The sequence below is a fragment of the Fodinibius sp. genome, from assembly GCF_041642155.1.
Classification (GTDB): Bacteria; Bacteroidota; Rhodothermia; order Balneolales; family Balneolaceae; genus Fodinibius.
In genome coordinates this window covers 1-21,263 of sequence record NZ_JBEPWZ010000011.1, presented here as the reverse complement: position 1 = coordinate 21,263, position 21,263 = coordinate 1, and the positions used below count along the sequence as shown (strand labels likewise).

General features: G+C 44.8%; 9 protein-coding genes. All 9 read right to left on the bottom strand.

Annotated features, from left to right (window positions below; all coding sequences use genetic code 11):
- Positions 1 to 89: 89 nt before the first annotated feature.
- Positions 90 to 1,544: an arabinose isomerase gene (locus tag ACESLU_RS01760; protein ID WP_372634271.1), complete on the bottom strand. Its 1,455-nt coding sequence runs from the start codon at positions 1,542 to 1,544 to the stop codon at positions 90 to 92.
- A 13-nt stretch (positions 1,545 to 1,557) separates the two neighbouring features.
- Positions 1,558 to 3,036, bottom strand: a complete 1,479-nt coding sequence (locus ACESLU_RS01755) for a sodium/solute symporter (RefSeq protein ID WP_372634268.1) — start codon at positions 3,034 to 3,036, stop codon at positions 1,558 to 1,560.
- Positions 3,037 to 3,106: 70 nt separating this feature from the next.
- Positions 3,107 to 6,148 (bottom strand): glycosyl hydrolase, encoded by a 3,042-nt coding sequence (locus ACESLU_RS01750; RefSeq protein ID WP_372634265.1) that lies wholly within the window; start codon positions 6,146 to 6,148, stop codon positions 3,107 to 3,109.
- 39 nt (positions 6,149 to 6,187) lie between these two features.
- Positions 6,188 to 7,621, bottom strand: a complete 1,434-nt coding sequence (locus tag ACESLU_RS01745) for an arabinose isomerase (RefSeq protein ID WP_372634263.1) — start codon at positions 7,619 to 7,621, stop codon at positions 6,188 to 6,190.
- A 36-nt stretch (positions 7,622 to 7,657) separates the two neighbouring features.
- Positions 7,658 to 8,698: an L-rhamnose/proton symporter RhaT gene (gene rhaT / locus ACESLU_RS01740; RefSeq protein ID WP_372634260.1), complete on the bottom strand. Its 1,041-nt coding sequence runs from the start codon at positions 8,696 to 8,698 to the stop codon at positions 7,658 to 7,660.
- A gap of 12 nt (positions 8,699 to 8,710) precedes the next feature.
- Positions 8,711 to 12,034, bottom strand: a complete 3,324-nt coding sequence (locus ACESLU_RS01735) for a glycosyl hydrolase (protein WP_372634257.1) — start codon at positions 12,032 to 12,034, stop codon at positions 8,711 to 8,713.
- A gap of 49 nt (positions 12,035 to 12,083) precedes the next feature.
- On the bottom strand, positions 12,084 to 16,238 hold the full coding sequence (locus ACESLU_RS01730) for a glycosyl hydrolase (protein WP_372634254.1): 4,155 nt from the start codon (positions 16,236 to 16,238) through the stop codon (positions 12,084 to 12,086).
- A gap of 286 nt (positions 16,239 to 16,524) precedes the next feature.
- Positions 16,525 to 18,039, bottom strand: a complete 1,515-nt coding sequence (locus ACESLU_RS01725) for a RagB/SusD family nutrient uptake outer membrane protein (RefSeq protein WP_372634251.1) — start codon at positions 18,037 to 18,039, stop codon at positions 16,525 to 16,527.
- Positions 18,040 to 18,051: 12 nt separating this feature from the next.
- Positions 18,052 to 21,263 (bottom strand): SusC/RagA family TonB-linked outer membrane protein (locus tag ACESLU_RS01720; RefSeq protein WP_372634248.1); only part of this gene is annotated, 3,212 nt, incomplete at its 5' end.

Below are 21,263 nucleotides of genomic sequence, written 5' to 3'. Positions count from 1 at the left end.
ACAAAGTACCTGTGCTTTTGAAAAGTACAGAGATGTAAAGGCAAAAATCTTTACATCGCTATATCTATTTATTCAAGTCATGTAAAATCTCACCTATCCGTAACGATCACGCTGTCAATCTCAAAGATCTCGGCAATTTTTTGAATCGTATCGGCCTTATGACCTATCCCCAGGGCAAAATGGTGGGTGGGCCCTTCGGCGACCCATTGTTTTAAAAACGTTTTAATATCCGGTTTAAAATAGCCCCGTGTATTGGTATTGCCGGTCGGGGGGATAGATCCCCGGGCAGACTCCCCCTCGGCAAGGACAAATTTAGGATTCCCTTCTTTCGTCAGGCCAATACTCAAAATCGTTATTGGCCCCTCCTTAATTTTAAATTCGACGCTGGCCCCGGATCCCGGCTTCCCATGATAGGTCGTAAGGCTTCTCAGTACCGGTTTTTTATCAGCGATATTGATATGATGGGGCCCGTCATGGCCAACCAGTACAAAGCCCTCATTAAAATCGATCGGATGAAATTCGGCAAAACTCCCTCCCATATCGAGCCGATCCATAATAAGCATGGCAATGAGCGTTTTCAAATCGGACTCCCCGCACATGGGGAAGCCCGCCGCCGTCAGCAGCGAATTGCCCACAATAAGACTGCTCACAAGCCGGCGCATCTGGCTGCCCTCTGAAGCCTCATAATAGTAGGCCAGCCCATCCAGATCCTTCTCCTCGATAAACTTGTCGAGTGCAACGGCTGCTTTCGCGGCTATATGCAGGTCTTCCGGGGTTAGCTTCCCTGTAATGGGATCCGTTTCCGGGTCCGGCGTCTCAAACATAGCCAGAATCTCTTTTTCCTTGCTTGCAATCTGCTGATCCGTAACAGACCTGAACTGCCTCATTAAATCTTCCGGTTCAGTCTGCACGATATGACATCCGAAGGCCGCCGTCAACGCCGTGGGATCCGAGTGCATATCCAGCATGGATTCCAGGACATGGCCAAAATGTCCAAGGCGCGCATCCCCCAGATCATGCAGTACTTTCGCGATCTCGCACCACTCTGCGATCTCAGCATCGGCCTGGGGATCATCATGCAGAGAACCGATAATCACCTCAGGGATGGCCTTTCCCATGCGCAGGGCGACTCCGGTGAATTCGGGAACCGCGCAAAAATCATCATTTCTTAGCTGCATATACGTGGAGGCCCTGGAATAATCCAAGGCCTTATCCGGCTGAAGAGCAACTAATACAATGGGGGTATCGATCTCCCGGATGATCTTACCAAAGGTCGAGGAGGGGGCATAGGTCACCATATCACAAAAAATTACATCCAGCTCGGCAGCTTTCAGTTTCGGGACCAGCCCGTAGGCTCCTTTCGCATCATCGATCAAGCCAAAATTACTAACCTTGACCCCGTGATGTTCCACCTTGCCGGTAAATACCTCTAATTTATGGTGCATCTCTTCCAGCAGACCTTCAAACTGGGGCCAGTAGGCGTGATATCCAACCCCAAAAATGCCCACATTAGCCGTACGAGGTCTTCTTCTTTCAATATTCATTATTCCTTGTTTTTTACGGTAATTTATAATATCCATTCAGTTGTTTTTCTGTGGGCGGAGGGGAAAAGTAGCTGGCTATCCAGCCCACCACAAACGTCACCCCAATGGTAAACAGCCCATAATACCAGTGCGGGATGTTGGTTTGCGTCCAGACAACGGCCAGGGCAATACCTCCGGCCAGCAGTCCGAATCCAGACCCACCCGCATTACCCCTCCGGGTAAACATCCCTAACAAAAAAACCCCCAGCAACAACCCGAGAAACGTTCCGGCAATTTTGGCTATTATTTCGATCACATGTTCCCCAATCAAGGGGACCATCAGGGAGGCCCCGGTCACGATCGCCCCAAGTATGATGGTAATTCCTCTGCTTACCCCCACACGTAAGGGCTTCTTGCGGGCGGGCATCCAGTCCTGGACAATGACAGCGGTCATGCTGTTGATTCCACTGTCAATCGTGCTCATGCCCGCGGCAAACAGCCCGGCTAAGAGCAGGCCTGTCAGTCCGGCAACCGGCAGCTCATTGGCCAGAAAATAAGGCAAGAGCTGATCTTGATTCGGGATGTCGGGAAACCCTCCTTGCTGGTAGTAAAAGACAAACAGGGCGGTTCCTACAAAAAAGAATATTACAGAGATTACCGGTCCAATAGTAGCATTGATAAGAAGTGAACGCCGGGCCTGTTTCAGATTACCCATGGACAGGTATCGCTGTACCGTTATCTGCGAGGCGGTATAACCGGGCAGGTACATAAACAGCCCGAATCCGGCCGCCGCCCAGAAACTCGACCGCTCCGTTAGCTCGAACTCCATATTTAACATCCGGAATTTGCCGTGCTCCCGCCCCAGCTCAATGACAGAAGAGAAATCCCCGCTGACCATCTCAACAATTACAAAAAGCACAATCAACATACCCCCGCCAAGGGTCACCGATTGCAGAAGATCGGTCCATACCACCGCTTCATATCCTCCCAGAGCGGTATAGAAGGTAGCAAAGATCCCTATGCCCACAAGCACCCACAAAAACTGCCCGTGACTAAGCCCCAGGGTCGCCTGTACAATAATCCCGACCGCGTACAGCATGCTTCCCATCCAGCCGATGGCATAGCCCGCAAATAACAAGGAGCCCAGTTTGCGCATCGTGTTATTGAACCGAATTCCCAGGTACTCGTAAACGGAGGTAATCTTCAGGCGCAAAAACAGCGGAACAAACAGGTACCACAAAATCGGTGTAATAACCAGCGGAATAAATAAAAGAGCGGTCAAAAGATGATAGTCTGCATATGCTCCTTCCCGGGGCAGCATCACAAACGAAATGGAGCTGAAAGCCGTGGCAAATAGCGATGCGCCTACAGGGATCCAGCCCATGGTACGCCCTCCCAAAAAATAGTCCTTGTTGCTATGCTGGAAACGGGAAAACCAAACTCCTATCCCCAGGACAAGCAACAGGTAACCAACAAAAATAGTCCAGTCAAGTACGCTTATATTTGAAACCATCACGCTATGTTGGTGTGATATTTAGTAGTACCCCATTCGTATAGCTATGCCTAAAGTAACATACCGGCTCCTATTCATCTGTTTTCTCCCAAAGAGTGATTTGTTTTCGCAACTGTACCGTCACAGGTCCCAACAGACCGGATGGAACCAGGTCGACCTCTTCCCAGGGAGTCCCCCTCACCTGCGTTATATTGGTCGTTGTATAATTCTGTCCCGTCCGGGCATCGCCGATGATCCGGTTGGCCCAGACATTGGCCACTTCGATCGTCAGCTCGTTTTCGCCTGGCTGCAGGTAGTGTGTCACATCGTACTCATGGGGCTTGGTCCAGCTAATCCCCAACGGTTCACCGTTCAGCCATGCCTCGCCCACCTTTTCCAGGTCCCCAAGGTTGAGATACGCCCGGTAGCTCCCGGAAAGCGTATCCGGGTCGAAGGGGAGCGCAACCGTTTTTTGATACGTCGCCCTGCCCGAGAAATACCTAATCCCCTCGTCCCCGGCCTCGGTCCATGAGACCAGTTCAGGAAACACGGTGGAAGCGGGAGCCCCCTGATTTTCCGGGAAAGTCACCTGCCATTCCCCCTCAACCGGGAAGGACTTCATACCCGTTAACACTTCCCTGTTTTTATCGGAAGACTGGAAGCGAACGGACCCCGATTCACGGAAAACATAGCCGTTTGCTGTGAGTTCAAATTCGGGAACCTCGCCTTCCGCATTTACCATTGTTTCCCAGGAAGGCGCCCCATCTTTAGCCTCGAAAACCACAAAATAAGCACCATAGGGTTTGAAGGTAAGAGGTATGCTTATTTGGTCTTTATTTTTTTGAAAGACGGGCATATATAACTGTTTTCCGGTTACGGGGTCCCATAACTCAGGTGCTTTTCCCTGTTGGCGAAAAGACACATTGGCTGTGGTCCACTCGCCCGTGGTATTGCGAACAAAGTAATAGTCCAGCTCCCCTTTTTGATAGTGAATATAATCCAGGGGACCGGTAAGACGATGGCCCGGGTAAGTGAAATCCGGCGCCACCTGCAACGTTTCCAATACCTCCAGTGGAGATACTCCCTCGATTATTTTTCCGTTGGAGAGGCTTTCTTTCGATAATCCTTCACCGGAAAGGGTCGTCCAGCTCTGTGCTATTTTCTTCTCCAACCGGTCCGAACTCCAATGGTTAAAACCGAGTCCCGCTTTGCCATGCGGCCTCTTCCCCACAACAATGGCGCCCTGTTCGGCAAGATGGCTTACCTTTTCCAGGACCTGCGGGTTGATTTTCTCCGATGGGGCCATGACCAGCATGCGATAGGAACCGGCGCTCGGCAGCCTTAGTACCCCCTTGTCATAGCTCAGGTCTTCCAGAAGAACCTCGGTATTGATAACCTCGTAGTCATATCCCGGAGCCACTGAAAAATCGGCATTTTTGGCGCGCACAATATTGGGCGCATGATCACCGTGGTAATACAGCACGTCCGAATAAAACCGGCCTTGCTGGGCCATATGCGAAATTCGGGCGAGGTAGTCATTGAAAGGGGCTATTTTGGACCACCACACCCGCTTGTCATTATAATGGGTACCCGCATGATATACGATCCCCGGACTACCGGCCTCCGAAGGAGTATGGCTGGCTCCGTGGACCACCACCCGGCTCATCCCTTCCGCAAAAGCGCGGTCCCCCACCGATTTTATATCAAAAGGCCCCGTCTGCCACTGCCGCCAGCTGGTAAACGCTTCCATTTCAATGGTTTCTTTGCCGTAAATATGGCCCGCGGCCGCCGGCCCTTTTACCATTTGCAGCAGATCAATGCTATCCGTTTCCGCGTAGGTGAGTCCCTGGTCCGTATAGCGGGAATGTTCATACCAGAATTCCCCGCGGGGGACGTCCACCGCTCCCAGGGCTCCCAGGGCTTCTACCGGGGCATTATGCAGGGGCAGTCCGGGTCCCCCCGATTCAGATGTGAGTTTAAGCCCCACGGTATTGGCCACTTCACTTCCTTTCTGATAATGATTGCTGATCATCATCTCCGAAACAGTCTTGTTGAAGTCATACAGGAAGTTTTCTGCGGTATCATCGCCGGGGTAGGCACTCGCTACCCGCGCGTCCTGGATATGCAGGGAAGGAAGAAACTTGTATACACCGTACCCGTGCATCTGCTCAAAGGTTTCCGGCAGGATCGTTGTCCAGGTAAACCCCCGGGCTTCATAACTGGCCAGGTACAAATAGCTCAGGGCACTTTCGGGGATATCGTCAATAACCCTCGAGAGCCGGTCGATAACATAGGTTACATGAAATTCCATCGCCTCCGGGTCAAAATGATCAATAATAGGTCCCCCGGAATGCTCGCTGGGCAATACCACCTCGCGCCCGGAATTGGACACCACATACCGGTAGACCTCCCATTCCCCTTCCGGGGCCTCCCACGTCAGAACTTCTGTTTCCGGATCAAAATGTTCTGAGAGATTGCGAATCTGACTGGTATCGGGATAGACTTCCCCCTCATGGCGTGGTACCGCAATAACGGCTACCTCCCTGCGAAAGGCCGGCCGGCCTGTACGATCCCGGGGAATGTTAATGGTCCGGCCCGCTGCATCGTGATCCCGAATCTCCGGAAAGGACAGCCGGTGCTCGCCGTCTCCCGCACCTGAGATCTCCGTTTTGGAAACATACAATGATTTCGCTGCATGCCGGGGCGGTATCCAGCTCCCGCCGGCATTCCAGCTGCTGGATAAATTCAGCCCTACCTTCAGTCCCAACTGCCCGGCCACTTCGACGGCATAGGAAATATTGTCCAAATACGCATCACTCATGAACGGCGGTCCGGAGGTTATAATGCCCCTGGTATCGGAGTGATCGGGCGTGCCGATATCAAAAATATCGACGCCGCTTATGCCCGCCTTTTTGAACGCTCTCAATTCTTCCTTGATACGCATCGTATCCGCAGCGCCATTCAACCACCACCAGTAAACCTTGGGCTTGGCAATATCCGGGGGATTTTCGAAATCACTTCTCAGATCTTTATCACTATCTACATATTGACATAATCCTGTATTAAATGCGAATAACAGGCCAATTAATATTAAACAAAATCTACTAAATACATCCATTCCTCTCCATTCCATCTTAAATCCTTGTTTAAGTTATTTTTGTTCCAAATACACCTAACATACCTGCACCACCGCTATTCCCAGTAACTTACCCAGCTTTTGAATCTTTGAGGCTATATGATCGACCCCCACCGCACAATGGTGCGCCGGCCCGTGACTATTCCATTTTTCCACGAAATCACGCACTCCGATTGAGAACTGATAGCGACTGTTTGTATTGCCTATCTCCAGTATCGGACCCGGGACAGAACGACCCTCTGCTACTAAAAGTTGTAACCCCCCTTCATATTCCACGACGGATAATAAAGTAACAGGTCCATTTTTTACTGACATTTCCACTGACAATCCCTGTCCTACTTTACCATGATAAGTATCCAGTGGTTTTACTTTGGTTTTATTCTCTGCAATCTTGATATGCCCCGGTCCGTCATGACCCATTAATACCACATCGGCATCATGGTCCATGGCATAATACTCGGTAAATGATCCCCCGGCTCCAAAACTATCCATAATCTTCATAGCCTGAGCATTCTTAATCTCATATTCCCCGGCTACCGGTACCCCATTGGCTGTCAGCAGTGAGTTACCCAAAATAATAGTAGCCATAGTATCTTCATTTTCCGGTACGCCCGAGCCTTGATAGTAATAGACCATCGAGCCCAGATGGTATTTTTCTACCAATTTATCCAAGGCAACCGATGTACGTGCGGATTCACGAAGGGCCTTACTGCTGCACTCTTCCTGTACATCAAACGCATTATAAAACCGTTCCACCCGCTCGACAATTTCAGAGTCGGGGACCTGACTTCTAAGTTCTGTGAGTTCATCAACTTCAATATGTTCGATATGACCACCAAATGTCGCGTATTGCTGAGTCAGATCTGTGTAAATATCCAACATACCGTTATAATAGTGGCCCATACAACCCATCCGGTTATGGGACATTGTATGAACTACCCTTGCCGCCTGTATCCATTCGCGAACCTGCACCCAACAGGGATCCTCCTCATCCAGAGAACCGGTAATCTGGTGAAAATGGATGTCTGTGCGCTTAAAGACGTTAGCAATTTCGGGAACCGGGCAAGCCGAGCAATGTGCCAGCCATTCGCCCGTCATTTTAGTGCGATCTTCCAGACTGTTGAACCATTCGTAGTCTATTGCGGACTCCGGTGACAAATTGAGAACGACTACCGGTACGTCAGCCCGTTGCACCACTGGCAGCACCGTTGAAGACAGGGCATAAGTAGTCACATGTAGAAAAATCACATCAACATCCTGCTGTCTAAAAGAGTGGCCGGCTTCAAATGCCTTCTCCGGGGAATCTACCAGTCCTGCGCAGACTACTTCGGCACCATACTGATCGATACGTTTATGAACCGTTGCCAAATATCCTTCCAGGCGTTGTTTCAACCCCTCAAACTGTGGCCAGTAGGTATCTAATCCAATTCCAAATAACCCGACTTTGAAAGGATATTTTTGTTCATCCATATATGATTTATGTTCAAAGGTTATGGGATTTCCAATTCAAAAACTTGCTAAATAATTACCGTATCCGATAATACAAGCTGATACCACAAGTACGAATAAACCGCTATAAATAAGTTTCACAGTTTTACTGCCAACCCCTTTCCACTCTCTTGTAAGAATACCCCACATATTGCTGAAAAAAATGACAAAAGCGAAATGGATACTCCAGCTTGCAAAATCATATTGTCCCATCTGTGAACTACCCATTCCATAAAACATAAATTGGAGGTACCATGTCACACCGGCCAGAGTGGAAAAAGCATAATTAATGATTATCGGGGTGCCCATATCTAAATAATCAGAAAAAGTACCGTTTATTATATTCAGATATATACACCAGATAAAATTAGCGGTAAATCCACCAAAAAAAATTACGATAAATACGGGTGAATTCTGGAAAAGCGGAATGGTCCCCTTTTCTATTGCCAGTTCTGCAATAGGCTTACCAGCTTGGATTCCAAATGCCATACAGGCGCTCATAATGCCTGCTAAAATTGCTACCGAAACTCCTTTTTTTAAGTTGAATTCTTTAACTCCGACACGTTTTTCATCTTCTGAAACCTCTTTATCCTTTCGAAATCCCGCCCACCCGGTCAGTGCTATTCCTATCAAAGTAACCATAATTCCGCCGAGGGTTACCAGTCCGGATTTCTGAACCACCATTTCCAAAAACTCTCCGAAATAGATGGGGGGAATTATGGTACCGAACATCGCTGTCAAGCCCAATGCTAATGCATATCCCAATGACAAACCTAAAAAACGCATGGTAAGTCCAAAAGTTAATCCACCGATACCCCATAATATCCCATAAAAATATGACCAGAAAACACTACTCGTCGGAGCTTCATTCAACAATATGAGTAATTCTGGAACAGTAATGTATGCTACAATCCAGGGCATGAGGATCCATGAAACAAACCCATTAATCAACCAATAGCTCTCCCAAGCCCATTCTTTTATTTTTTTTAACGGTAGGTAAAAACTACCGGCTGCCAAACCACCAATCGCATGCAATAAAATACCTAAGGCAGGGTTCATGAACATCAGTTTTTACATTTCCTTGACAAGCTTAAAATCTTCCATTAATCCATATCCTATAACATCATATTCTTTTCCAGGAGGTGGATGCCTTGGTGCATCTTCAAACATCCAGGGACTGGCGATCCATTTTTCAGGATTATCATGATGAGGACCCAAGAGGTTTTTAAGGCTTCCGAATACGGTAACTTCAACTTCATTTTCTCCATCTCTTATATACTCACTAATATCCAGTTTATAGGGAGGCCATCCTATTATCCCCGCTTTTTTTTCATTGACCTTTACGGAAGCAACGGTACCCTGCCATTCATTTAACTGAATAAAGTATTCCGAGTCTTCTGCCAAATCTATTTGATAATTTTTTGTATAAATCACTCCATCCGAATAAAATGGCATTTTTTGATTACGCCACTCCCCCAGCGTTAATGCAGTAGATGGCACTATTTCCCATCCCGTGGAGGTTGATTCCAAACCGAAATCCCCCAGAATATAGACAGGCTCTAATTCCGAGAAAACAGACATTGGAGATATTCTTATCGTAAGTTGGTTTTCTCCTTCATGCACATACTCACCGATGTTGTATTTACCAAAGGATCGATCCAGCCACCACTGCTCCGGAATCGGTTCAATCTGATTGCCATTCAAAAAAACTTCCCATCGTCTTGGCCGTTCTATTACAGCTTGCAGGGAGTCCTTTTTCCCTTTCTCCAACCCATTAACCCGGAATGTATAAGTGGCTTCAAAGCCTGTTTCTTTGCCAAAATTGTCTTTCTTGAGTATTTCACTTTTATATTGAACGGCCCTGCTCCATGGGTTACCTGAAAATCCATAACTGCTAAAAACTTTGTTTGCTGCATCAATACAATAGGTATTAGCTAATTCTTCTTGATCCTCGACAGCAACATCGCAGTAATCCAGGGTTAATGTATTCGGTTCTTTACGGTCTAATTTAAGAGGTTTTTCAGAAACTATAATTTCAGCATGGGTATTTTTTTGTTGGATTTCTTCTTGTTTGACAGGATCATTGTCTATATACAATAACAAACTTCCAACCGGCGGAATATCAAATGCAAAGGTACTTTTCCCGCTTATTTTTTCTGATGGATAATTCTCGACTTCACCTGAAAATAAATTTAACTTTTTCACTGATTGGCCGACCATTTCCACATTACCAGCAGCTTTTTCCTCCTCGCTGGTATTTACCAAAAATAACATCTGCCCATCTTCTAATTCCATGCGGCGATGGAACAAATTTCCATAACTTGTATCTGAACGACTTATCTCAAAATCATCCGCAGTAAGCAAATCATATCCTGACAAATCAGAAGTATTTCCATTCTGCCATTGATCCCCCGCCTCAGCCTGCAGGGATTTCAATTTACTTGATTTTCTCCCATCTACATACTCCGGTGGAGGAACGAATGAAAGGATTTCTCCACCTCTATCCAGATAATCTTCCATTAGTTCTACCGTATTTTGGTCAAGATTTTTTAACCCAGGCGGCATTACCACAAGATTATATGCCCGTTCCCCAACAACAAAATGTTCTTTGTTTACAGATCCAAATTCCCTGATAATGCGTTCACTCCCAAGATCATATTCTGTCTGGGCTGCTTCGATATTCACAAGAAATTCCTGGAATTCTTCTCCCAGCTGTTGTAATTCCTCATTATCTCCGGAGACAGAATAATACATCCATGCTGAGGTAGTAGGTTCAATGACTAAGATATTATTTACCTGTTCTCCCGCAGATAAAGCCAGCGAAAGACGTCCATAATAGTCCCCCAAAACCTGGTAATAATCCCACCATGGTTCGTGATAGGAAAATGACTGAGGATAATCTCGCTTTCGCGCACCTTTAATTGTCATATGTGAGAGATGTTGATTGAGGAAATTAACACCTAATACATATTCCCAATCGCCTATTCTCTTCATATCCTGAAACCGAAGGTTCCACCCTCCACCCCCATACGTTTCGCTCAAAGTCCTGTCCCTGCCCATCTGATTGGCTATACTGCTTACCTCCTTTACCGCTCTGACATTTCCAAACTGTGCATTTACTCCTTTCTCATAATTATTAAACAGTATATCAATACCTGGGACCTGGTGCCATGCATACATTGCCATGTTGTCTCCACCATGACCAGGGTTAGGCCACCCATGCTCCCAGTAATGCCCGGTCCATTGCAAATTGTTCTCATTAGTATATTCATTCCACGGTTTACTCCAGTTATCAATAAAAAGATCTAACAATAAACTGTAATAATCGTGTCGTACTTTTTGCCAGTCATCTATCTCTTCGTAAAGCGCCGGAAGTTTTTTCTTAAGGCTATATCCCCAGCGATCCTGGAATTTATCAAAAAGTCCGGGTGTCCACCTGATGGTTTTTTCTGCCGGGGGTGGACTAATATTTGGTTCATCGGTAAAAATGCCGGGGACAACTTCGCCGAACTCATCTCCGAAATTTTGTTCATAACCTTTCATGGTTATATTGATAAATTCTTCCGTCACCCCGCTAAGAAGCAGATCAACATAAGAATAACCTCCATACCATGGAGTATTACTATAATAGGTTTTCTCAAACAGATAATAATTTCTATTCTTTCTTTCGGTTTTCCGGTCCATATCATCTTCATTTGATATTTCAAGAAAACCTTCTGTCGCTTCTCGCAAAACAAGATGGAATTTTTCCACCGAATCCGGTAAAGTTTCAGACTGATATAACGTTAAACCCTGTCCCCGGTTAAACGATTCCGGCATTTTTGCCGGGACATGGCCTCCGGCAAATCCACTGGGATAGGAGTTTTCATCATAGATCCATATTTTCATATTCATCTCCTTTCCTCTCTCGACGGTGTATTCAAACAACTCGTGCCACTCTCCCGAAAGATAAGGGGTTATTAGTCCTGGACGAGGATGTACAAAAACACCCCCAATACCCTTTTTCTTAAATTGCTGCAACTGACGATCAATCTTTTGTTCTGTAACTCGATCGTTCCATACCCACAAAGGAGCGCTTCGATACTCAGCCGGGGGATCCTGAAAGTGTTCTTGTACAACGGTAAAAGAATCAATTTTCTCCTCACGTCCCTCAAGCCCTCTGTTCTTATCGGAACAACTGAAAATCCCGACTGCTAAAAATACCAGGATAAGATAATTTACGGGTCTGCTTCTTCCCCACTCTTTTTTAAATGGACGAGTTTGATAATCGAGAATAGCAAGTCGGCAATTAAAAAAGTTTTTCCAAGATAAAAACCGCACCTGCATGACAACGAAATAGAAAAATAGGACTCCACCAAATATTAATTTTAGTAGCATTAATATTGCGTAATCCATAAGTTTTATGTTCAAAAAATATTTAAAATAACATTTCTTTATTTAATACTTATTCTGGAGATATTTGCAAAGAAACAGGTCCAATTAACCCTGATTCCGTGGCACCCAGATGCATCGCTCTTTCCGGATTTGAATAATGTGGGGCGAGCGTATTTGCCACTCTCACCTCAAGTTCATTGTTGCCGGTATGAATAAATTCAGATAAATTGAATTTAAACGGTTGCGCGACACGAGTTCCTGCCGATTTGCCATTCACGAATACTTCTGCAGCAACGTATACATCACCCAAATCAAGTTGAATACTTCTCTCAGCTTCTTCCTCGGAAAAGTGTATAGTCTGTTTATAAACGACCATTCCGGAATAGGTCGGAAGAGCATAATTTTTCCAGGGACCAGTCTGAATTTTGCCGCCCTCCATCTCCAATTCCACTGGCAGATCAAATGCAGCCCCCGCATATTCCCCCGGTTCCATCTTGAGACGAATCGATACATTTGCCACCCCCTTCGGTGGTTGTTTAATCTTCACCGTATTGTCACTGAAAGGAAATTCAGTACCATTAACCCATGCGGTTGCTTCAGCTTCCGTATTTAATTTAATTTTTTTTATGCCTGGTGGAACTGCAAATCGATACCAGCCAATTTTTTTTGCCGTTTCCGGTTTTATATCATACCTGACATCCGGCATCTCATTGAAAACCTGGATATAAGGGGAGGATAAATTAACCGACAAAGGACGATAGGGCGTCGTAGAAGAACCGATATTCTCCAGAAATGCTTCTCCCCATGGTTCATCTCCCACTTTTCCACGTATTACCACTTCATTCCAATCTGCAGAGCTTAACTGGGATGACTCCCAATTATCCACTTCCTCGGCCTGCCCTTTCCAAGTACTATCTGTACGGACGTGTAAAGCACTCCCATCATCAAATACTGCTTTCATAGCCAAGGCTACCCCTTTATATTCATCATCCAAATCTTCAAAATAATGTTGCGCATCATAAAATTGTCCCCATACAGCTATGGTATTGTCTCCCGCATGCAAGTACTGTTTAATATTTATATGAGCTGGATAATCCCAATTAGCCCATGGACCTATCTCCTCTTCAATCTTTTTGCCATTGATAAACAACTTAAATCCAGTAACACCTGTAACGATCATCTGAGCTGATTCCGGCAATTCCTCAAGCGCAAAGGACTTTCTAAGATATGTTCCATCGGTATTTCCATACCATATCCAGGAGGCATCCTTCAGTTCAGGATAAATTGACTTAGTATTCATGTTTCCATTCGTCATATCCACGATGGCCGGAGAATCTTTCTGTACATATAGCATTCCACCACTGCCATCCGAAATATCCAGCAAGACATTATTATATCCCTTATCTAAGGGCAGATTACATACTGCACCCTGGCAAGGTTGCTCCTCTCCATTTACATAAAGTGCTACTTCTGAATTTCTCAACTGAACATTAAGGCCTGCTGTTTGTTTTCGCGGTGCAAAAATTCTTGTAAATAAGAGTTTACGTCCCTCCGCCAACTGAATAAAATTTTTATCAAAATGTCCATCCGGGTACCCGGAATGCCCTCCCCAGGGAGAAGGTCTGCCCAAACCCATTTTTTGAGAAAAGGACAGAGCTTCCCAGGAATAACTATTTCCCTCAACATTCAATGGATAGTTTTTTTTAATTTTCTCCTGACTTGACAGCGCTTCCTCAATAATCGGAGTGTCTTCCTGAATACCCTCCAACGTTAACCAATAGGGCCCCGTACTATATAAATATTCTTCCCAGTGGCTATCATCAAAACCCGGATTAGTCCATCCCAATTCAACGCCTGATGTACCCGACTCTTCCCGGAATTTAAACTGACGAACTTCTGGTCCGATCAACTCCTCGCTGGGCGGCCACCTGAAATCCCCCCACTGATTATCACGGGTGGGAATAATTGAAAACTCCCAATCATCAGAAATTTCCTTGGATGTCCAGTTCTCAATAGGATTTTCGTTCGTCTTCTCCTTATTATTATTTCCGGGTTTAAACACTATTAGTTTTGCCACATTTCCATCCAGTCTTATCCTGGCATGGGTATATTCTCCATCCCTTTTATACCGATTAATCCCTGTAACTTCTCCCGTAAATGGATCCCATATCTCAGGCACCCCGTTGGTCCGGAAGCGGGCACCAAGGTCTATGGGCTTATCCTCGGGGTTTTGAATAAGATAGATATCCATGTCTCCGATTTTACGATGCGAGACATACCCCTTATTTCCCTCAGAAATAAAGTCACGGTTAATACGGGTAGAAAGCATTGAAGGAAGTAATGCCGAAGTATGTTGTCGAAATGCCGCATACCCACCACTATCAAAATGCTTCTCAACAACTTCATTCTGACCATCTACCTCAGACATCGAAACACCCAGAAATTCTTTCAATACAGCTTCAGTTTCTTCATCTTTCCTCCCATTCTCTACGGATGCGGTGGGTAATTTCCCATAAAATAAAACTGTACCACCATCCTCAGCCATTTGCAAGGCTTTATTGAGTACCGGCAATCGCACGGTTATTTCGGGGCCAAATACCAGTGCCTGGTATTCATTTTTACCAATTTGAAGCCGCCCTTCTTTAATAGTTGCCTCTAATATGGATTGGTCATCAATAATATCATTATCCATCCCATGATTGTACACAATGCGGGAAAGCTCCATATAGTGGTTATAGTCAATGTCACCTTCCTCAGGATCTGCCAGCAGACTCACCACCGGATAATGAACCGCCACATCTGCTACACTTTCACCCTGAGACATTATATAACTGGTCCGTGCCACCCAATCAGAAATTTCCTGATAATATTCCCAATAAGGTTGCCGAAAATGTGGATCCGGAGCCGCATGCTCCCACGTGCTTGCATTCAGCGAATAATAAAGGCCATGTTCATCATACAAATTAGCGCCGAATGCATATAATGTTGACAACCAGCTTAACGTCTGATTGGTGGTACGCCCCCACCCCGAGGAATGAAAAGCTTCGGCCCATACGCGCGGCCTGTCATAAAGGCGAGCAATAGAAGAGGCAATCTTCGTATCATAATAATTTCTTTGCTCCAGCGGAACGTCCCGATAATCATCCAACCCAGGAGCGGAAAACCAGCGTTGGGTGCGAAAATAATCAATATACCCCTCACTTTGTTGATATATATTATTTCTACCCCAGTTGTCATGACTGGTTAATATATTCCTGTTGTTTGTCCAGTTATATACTTTTTCCAAGTAGTTTTGTTCAATGGCTGATAAATAGGCATCAAAAAAATTGATCCTGTATTTGGGAGTCTTTTTACCAATATCAAAATGCAACGCAGGAATTGCTCTTTCAATCGGGTAACCGAATTTTTCTTCAAAAGTCTCTGCCAGATCCTTCGAGTAAATATTGCGTGGTATAGGAGGATGCTCATCCTGGAATACGCCGGCCAGACTTTTGCCCATAGCTTTTTCTCCCACAACATCTTCAATTCTATCATATAACTGATCAATAAAAATATCAGTCGAATGCTCATTTAAATAAAAAGAGCGGTACGGTACTGCTACAGAAACTGCGACTTCCCATTTCCCTTTTTTAGGTTGCCATACCAAAACGCTGTCCTTCACTTGGTCAATGAGATTAATACTATTCTCGTCCCGGGCAGTATCATCTATTATGGGAAAAGCACGCGCTCCAAGTACCTTTCCCGGGGGAAGGGATAAGCTGGTTTCCTCATTTTCCCCAGCCTCTTTTGTCATAAATTCAACTCTGCTGGTACCCGTATCTTCAACCTGGGCTGCCGCTTTTTCTAACCAGCCGTATTGCCCATATCCCACCTGATCATAAATCCACAATTCCATTCCAAGCCGTTTAGCCTCTTCGTGCACATATTCCATCATCTCCCACCACTCCTCGCAAAAAGACTCCGGATATGTTCTTGCCGGCGAACGTTGGATAGGGCAAACAGCCTTAACGCCTTTTTCTGCCAGTTTCTCCAATTGCCAAGTTACCCGGTCCTTGCTTAGGGAATCAGCTTCCCACCACCAAAGTGGAACTTCTCCCCATTGTGCATAATCCGGGGATTCGAATTTGTCTCGTATTTCTGCATAGTTTTGACCTTGTACTGTGTTAACCAGACAACATACGATAAAGAAAACAGGCCCGTATATCTGAAGAACTCTTTTCATCATTATTCGCTTATAATAATTCTCTCACCACTACCCTCAGCCAAATAATTTTTTCAGCCAGGGTGTCTTCCATTTCTATTTATAGCGATATCGGAACAGAGAAACAGCTTATGGTTTGTTTTAGCCTATAGAACCCATCCCCCTGGGACAACACAGCGGTCGGGAGGCTATTCGTCTCCCACCGTGTATGAAGCAATAGCATCTTGCTTTATTTTGCTGATTGAAGATTACATATTTTATAGAAAAAGATAGACAAAGCTGAAAATCCTGGTATATACTCTTTAATACATTACAGGTATTCCTCGTTTTGTGTAATACTCTCGGGATCTAATTCTATTACAGCATCAGGTATAGGGAAGAGTAACTTGATATTTTGAAAAGCGTTGACGCCGATCTCTCCGCGTGCTTCTCTTTCGGCTTCTCCATGAGCCTGCATTACTTCGACAGCCCTGCCCGTTCTTACCAATACATCCCAACGATCTGCTTCCGCATGAAATTCAAGACGTCTTTCTTTTATAATGATATCCAACATTTCTTCCTGTGAAAAACTACCCGTCAATTCATCCAACCCTGCCCTTCTGCGAATCTGATTAACCAATGGAATTGGATCACCCGCCCCAGTTCTGGCGTAGGTTTCAGCTAACATCAAAAGAACATGGGAATAGCGAAATACCTGGAAATTCCGGCCACTAATCAATCTTTGAGAATGCCCGGGATCCATAAACTTGGTAGTATAGGGCACTAAGTCTCCGTCCACTACACCCGTCTCCTCGTCTATCATTGTATCGATCATAGCAGCCCGCAAGTCATTACCTTCAAAGGCCTCTAACAAATCTTTCGTTGGTATTTGCATACCTGTTCGTGCAGTATTCTGGCTGTGACCAATGACATCGCTACCAATATTCCACGGCAAAAAACGATAGGTAAAGACACTGCCTAAATTATTAGGTCCCTCGATATACTGTACCGAAAATATAACTTCTTCGTTATTTTCATTGTTCTTATCAAATATGGAGGCATAGTCATCCAGGAGGACATAATTCATATCCCTAACCTCTTCCAGTTCGGCCTGTGCCTCGGGATATTGATCGCGCCACATATATACTTTGGCAAGTAATGTTCTGGCAGCTGCTTCTGTTGCTCTGCCCTGATCTTCGCCAGCATAATTTTGAGGCAAACCCGCCTTGGCATCATTTAAATCGGAAATAATCTGATCATATACCTCATCCTGTGGCGTACGCTCATTTTGTGCAAAGGCCTCTTCCGAAGATTCAATAGTACTTGTTATTAAAGGCACGTCTCCATAATACTTCACCAGATGATGATAGTAAAAAGCACGTAAGAATTTAGCTTCAGCAATATATCTACTTTTATTTTCCACCTCACTGTCTTCAAGTTTATCCAAAACAATATTACACTTTCCTATCCCTTGATAAGTTAAATTCCAGGTCGTTTCCGTAATCTCATTACTTCCCGCCATAATAAACTGATCAACATTCCACCAACGATGTCCCGAGAGATCCTGTGTGTTATCCTGGAAAGTTGTATTATCAGACCGCATCTCAGAAAAAGTCCAATAACCACCTCCGTAACCCCCTATTGATCCATCACCACCATCACTATACAAATCCTGTAAATTCGTATAGGCGGCATTGATAGCTGACTCAAATTGATCTGAATTTTGAAAAAATTCAGACGTACCTACACTGGATACGGGATTTTCATTAAGAAACTCCTCGTCAGAACAAGCTGCTATCAATATTATTGATAAAAACGTTATTGCAAATTTTAAATGAGATAGCATGGTTTTCCTATTTTAAAAGTTCAAATTTATTCCCAGCACTACAGATCTGGTTAACGGATAATCATGGGAATCATATCCCTTCGCCAGTGAGCTACTTCCCTCAAGATTCACATCTGGATTTCCATATTTATAACCAGTAATCGTCATTAAATTTTGTATAGACCCATATATTCTAAAACGATTTACAAAATCAAAGTTGTTGAAGGTATACCCTAAACTTAAATTTTGGACTTTGAGATAGGATACATTATAGATCCAATCCGAATTGGCAAAGCGATCAAAAGAGGTCTGGTGAAATGAAGCAGCTACATGTCCATTTCCTGGTTCCTCCGGGGATCTCCAGCGATTTTTCACATCTTCTAATACATTAAAAACTCCATCCAGATTGAGTACATCCTCTTCCAATATTGCATTTACATCGAAGTTATGAGCAAAGCTCATGGCAATATTCAAATCAAAATTTTTGTAATTAAAACTATTGCTTATCCCCCCTCTGAAATCCGGGTGCGGATTACCAATAATGACTTTATCTAATTCATTGATTGTCCCATTACCATCCTCATCATGCACAATGGGAGTACCCGGCAACTGATTGGGATAGCTGGGATTTTCATCAACCTCTTCCTGGGTATTAAATATTCCAAGATGCTGCCACCCATAAAATAACGCCATAGGATCACCTGCTCTCGTAATGGACATGCCTCTGTGTCCCTCTCTGATCCGGTCAACATTGCCCAAATCAAGTACTTTATTGCGATTGAAAGAGATATTAAAGTCTGTTTCCCAATTAAAATTATTATTGGTGATATTTAGAGTATTAACAGCCAACTCGAGTCCCCTGTTTTCGACTTCTCCCACATTCTGCATTATAGAACTAAATCCTGAAGATATGGGTATATCAACGGGCCATAACATATTATTGGTCACTCGTCTATAATAATCAGCAACGATACTGAACCGCCCCTCCCTTAATTCTAAATCAAACCCAGTATTAATTTCAGTTGATCGTTCCCAACTTAGATTGGGATTACCTAATGCTGTGGGTATCCTCCCACTGACTACTGTCCCACCAAAGGTATAATTATTTTCATTAACAGTGGGTATGTGGGTATAATTACCAATATTATTATTTCCGCTTGTTCCATAACTTGCTCTAAGCTTTAAATTGGTAATCAACTCAGAATCCGGGAAAAAATCTTCTTGTGTAATAACCCATCCTACAGAAACAGAGGGAAAATTACCCCATCGGTTTTCCGTCCCAAATCGAGAACTTCCGTCTCTTCGTACAGTACCGGTAAACAGATATTTCTCCTGGAAATCATAACTAAGCCGTGCCATATATGAAATCATAGACCAGTTCGACTCGAAAGTATTACCACTCATTTCCGTTGCGGCATTCAACGTTCGAACATCATCTCCCGGAAATCCACTTCCTTCCTGATAACTGGATTGCCCATTGTAATGCTCTCTTGTATACCCTAATATTCCACTGAATGTATGTTCATCGAATGTATGCTCGTAATTCAACGTATTCTCAAACTGCCAGTTAAAACTTCGGCCTGTGCTATATGAACCATCTATAGCTACAGGGGGACTATTGAACATACCCGTAACGGTAGAGGGCTTGAAGTATTCATTATAACTCTGGCCATATTGCATGTTTAACTGGGATCTAAAACTAAAATTCTCCCAAATATTAAACTGCAAATGGGGCTGAAGATACAAATCAGTTTGTCTTGTCTTATCTGTCCTGTTTTTTAAGGCATACAGGGGATTTCCATTGTTAAACATACCATCTGAAGTAATATTCAGATCCCATTTTCCATCATATGGGCCATCTTCAAAAGGGCCCTCATCCTGGTAAGGTCCATCTAACGGACTTAGTGTATTAGCAAGCCCAAAAGGAAACGTACGGGTTCCTGTTGCTCTGTTTCCCCAATTACGTATAACAGGTGTAATATTTACACCGACCTCGAAATAATCATTGGCCTGATAGTCCAAGTTTGCTCTCATAGAAATACGATCAAAACTGGTTTCTTCCACGGCACCCTGCTCATCTGTATATCCCAGGGAAAAGAAACCCTGAAACTTTTCAGTCCCATGAGATACACTCAAATTGTAATTTTGGACAGGAGCATTACGTGTCATATGTTTATTCCAGTCGACCCCTTCACCAAGTTCTTCGGGATTTCGATATTCTTCAGCAATATCACTCATATCTATTTCATTTCCATAAAACTCAGCTTCTTCAAACGCATTTTCCTGGCGCCATCGAGCAAATTCCTCTGCACTTAATAAATTTAACTTTTCACTCGGCAGCTGATATTGAATTCCGCTACTTGCATTAAAGGATAACTGGGTTTGGCCGGATGTTCCTGATTTCGTCTCAACCAAAATTACCCCATTTGACCCCCGGGACCCATAGATTGCCGTGGCTGACACCCCCTTCAAGACATCTATGCTGGCTATATCCGATTGATTGATTAGGCTTAAGGGACTTTGATACTGACCATAACTATTTTGGATAGGCACTCCATCTATTACCACCAAAGGCTCATCGCCCGCCCCGATTGAACCAGAACCCCTTATTCTCATTATTGATCCTCCCCCCGGCGCACCCGATGCTTGTTGCACAGTCAAGCCTGCAACCTGTCCCTCTAATGAACGATCTATGGAACTTGTTACCTGATCTGCAATTCCTTCCGTTTTAACACTGGCAATAGAAGTAGAAACTTGTCCTCTTTCAAGCGCTCCATAACCTACAACCACCATTTCCTCCCCCTGGATGGCCTGCGACTGCAGGGCTACATCAACGGTTGTTCTCCCCCCCATTGGCGCTTCCTGCGTCTGGTACCCCACGAAAGAGAAAACCAGCGTATCCTGCAGGGAAGGGACATCCAGTTCATATTGCCCATCGCTGTTCGTTGATGTGCCGGTGGTCGTCCCTTTGATTATCACGTTTACGCCGGGAAGCGTTTCACCCGATTGTGCATCGGTCACCGTTCCTGTGACCGTCTCTTGCTGTATTTTAAACTCCTGATAAAGTTTTTCTCTGATAACCAGGATGTCCCGGTCGGGCGACAAGGTCACCTCCAGACCTGTTCCCTCAAGCAGCCTATATAACGCTTCGTAAATGGGGACCTCACTGAAACTGGCCGTCACTTTTTTATCCGGGATGGCATACTCCTGGAACGAAAAACCGACCTCCACTTCTTTAGCCAGCC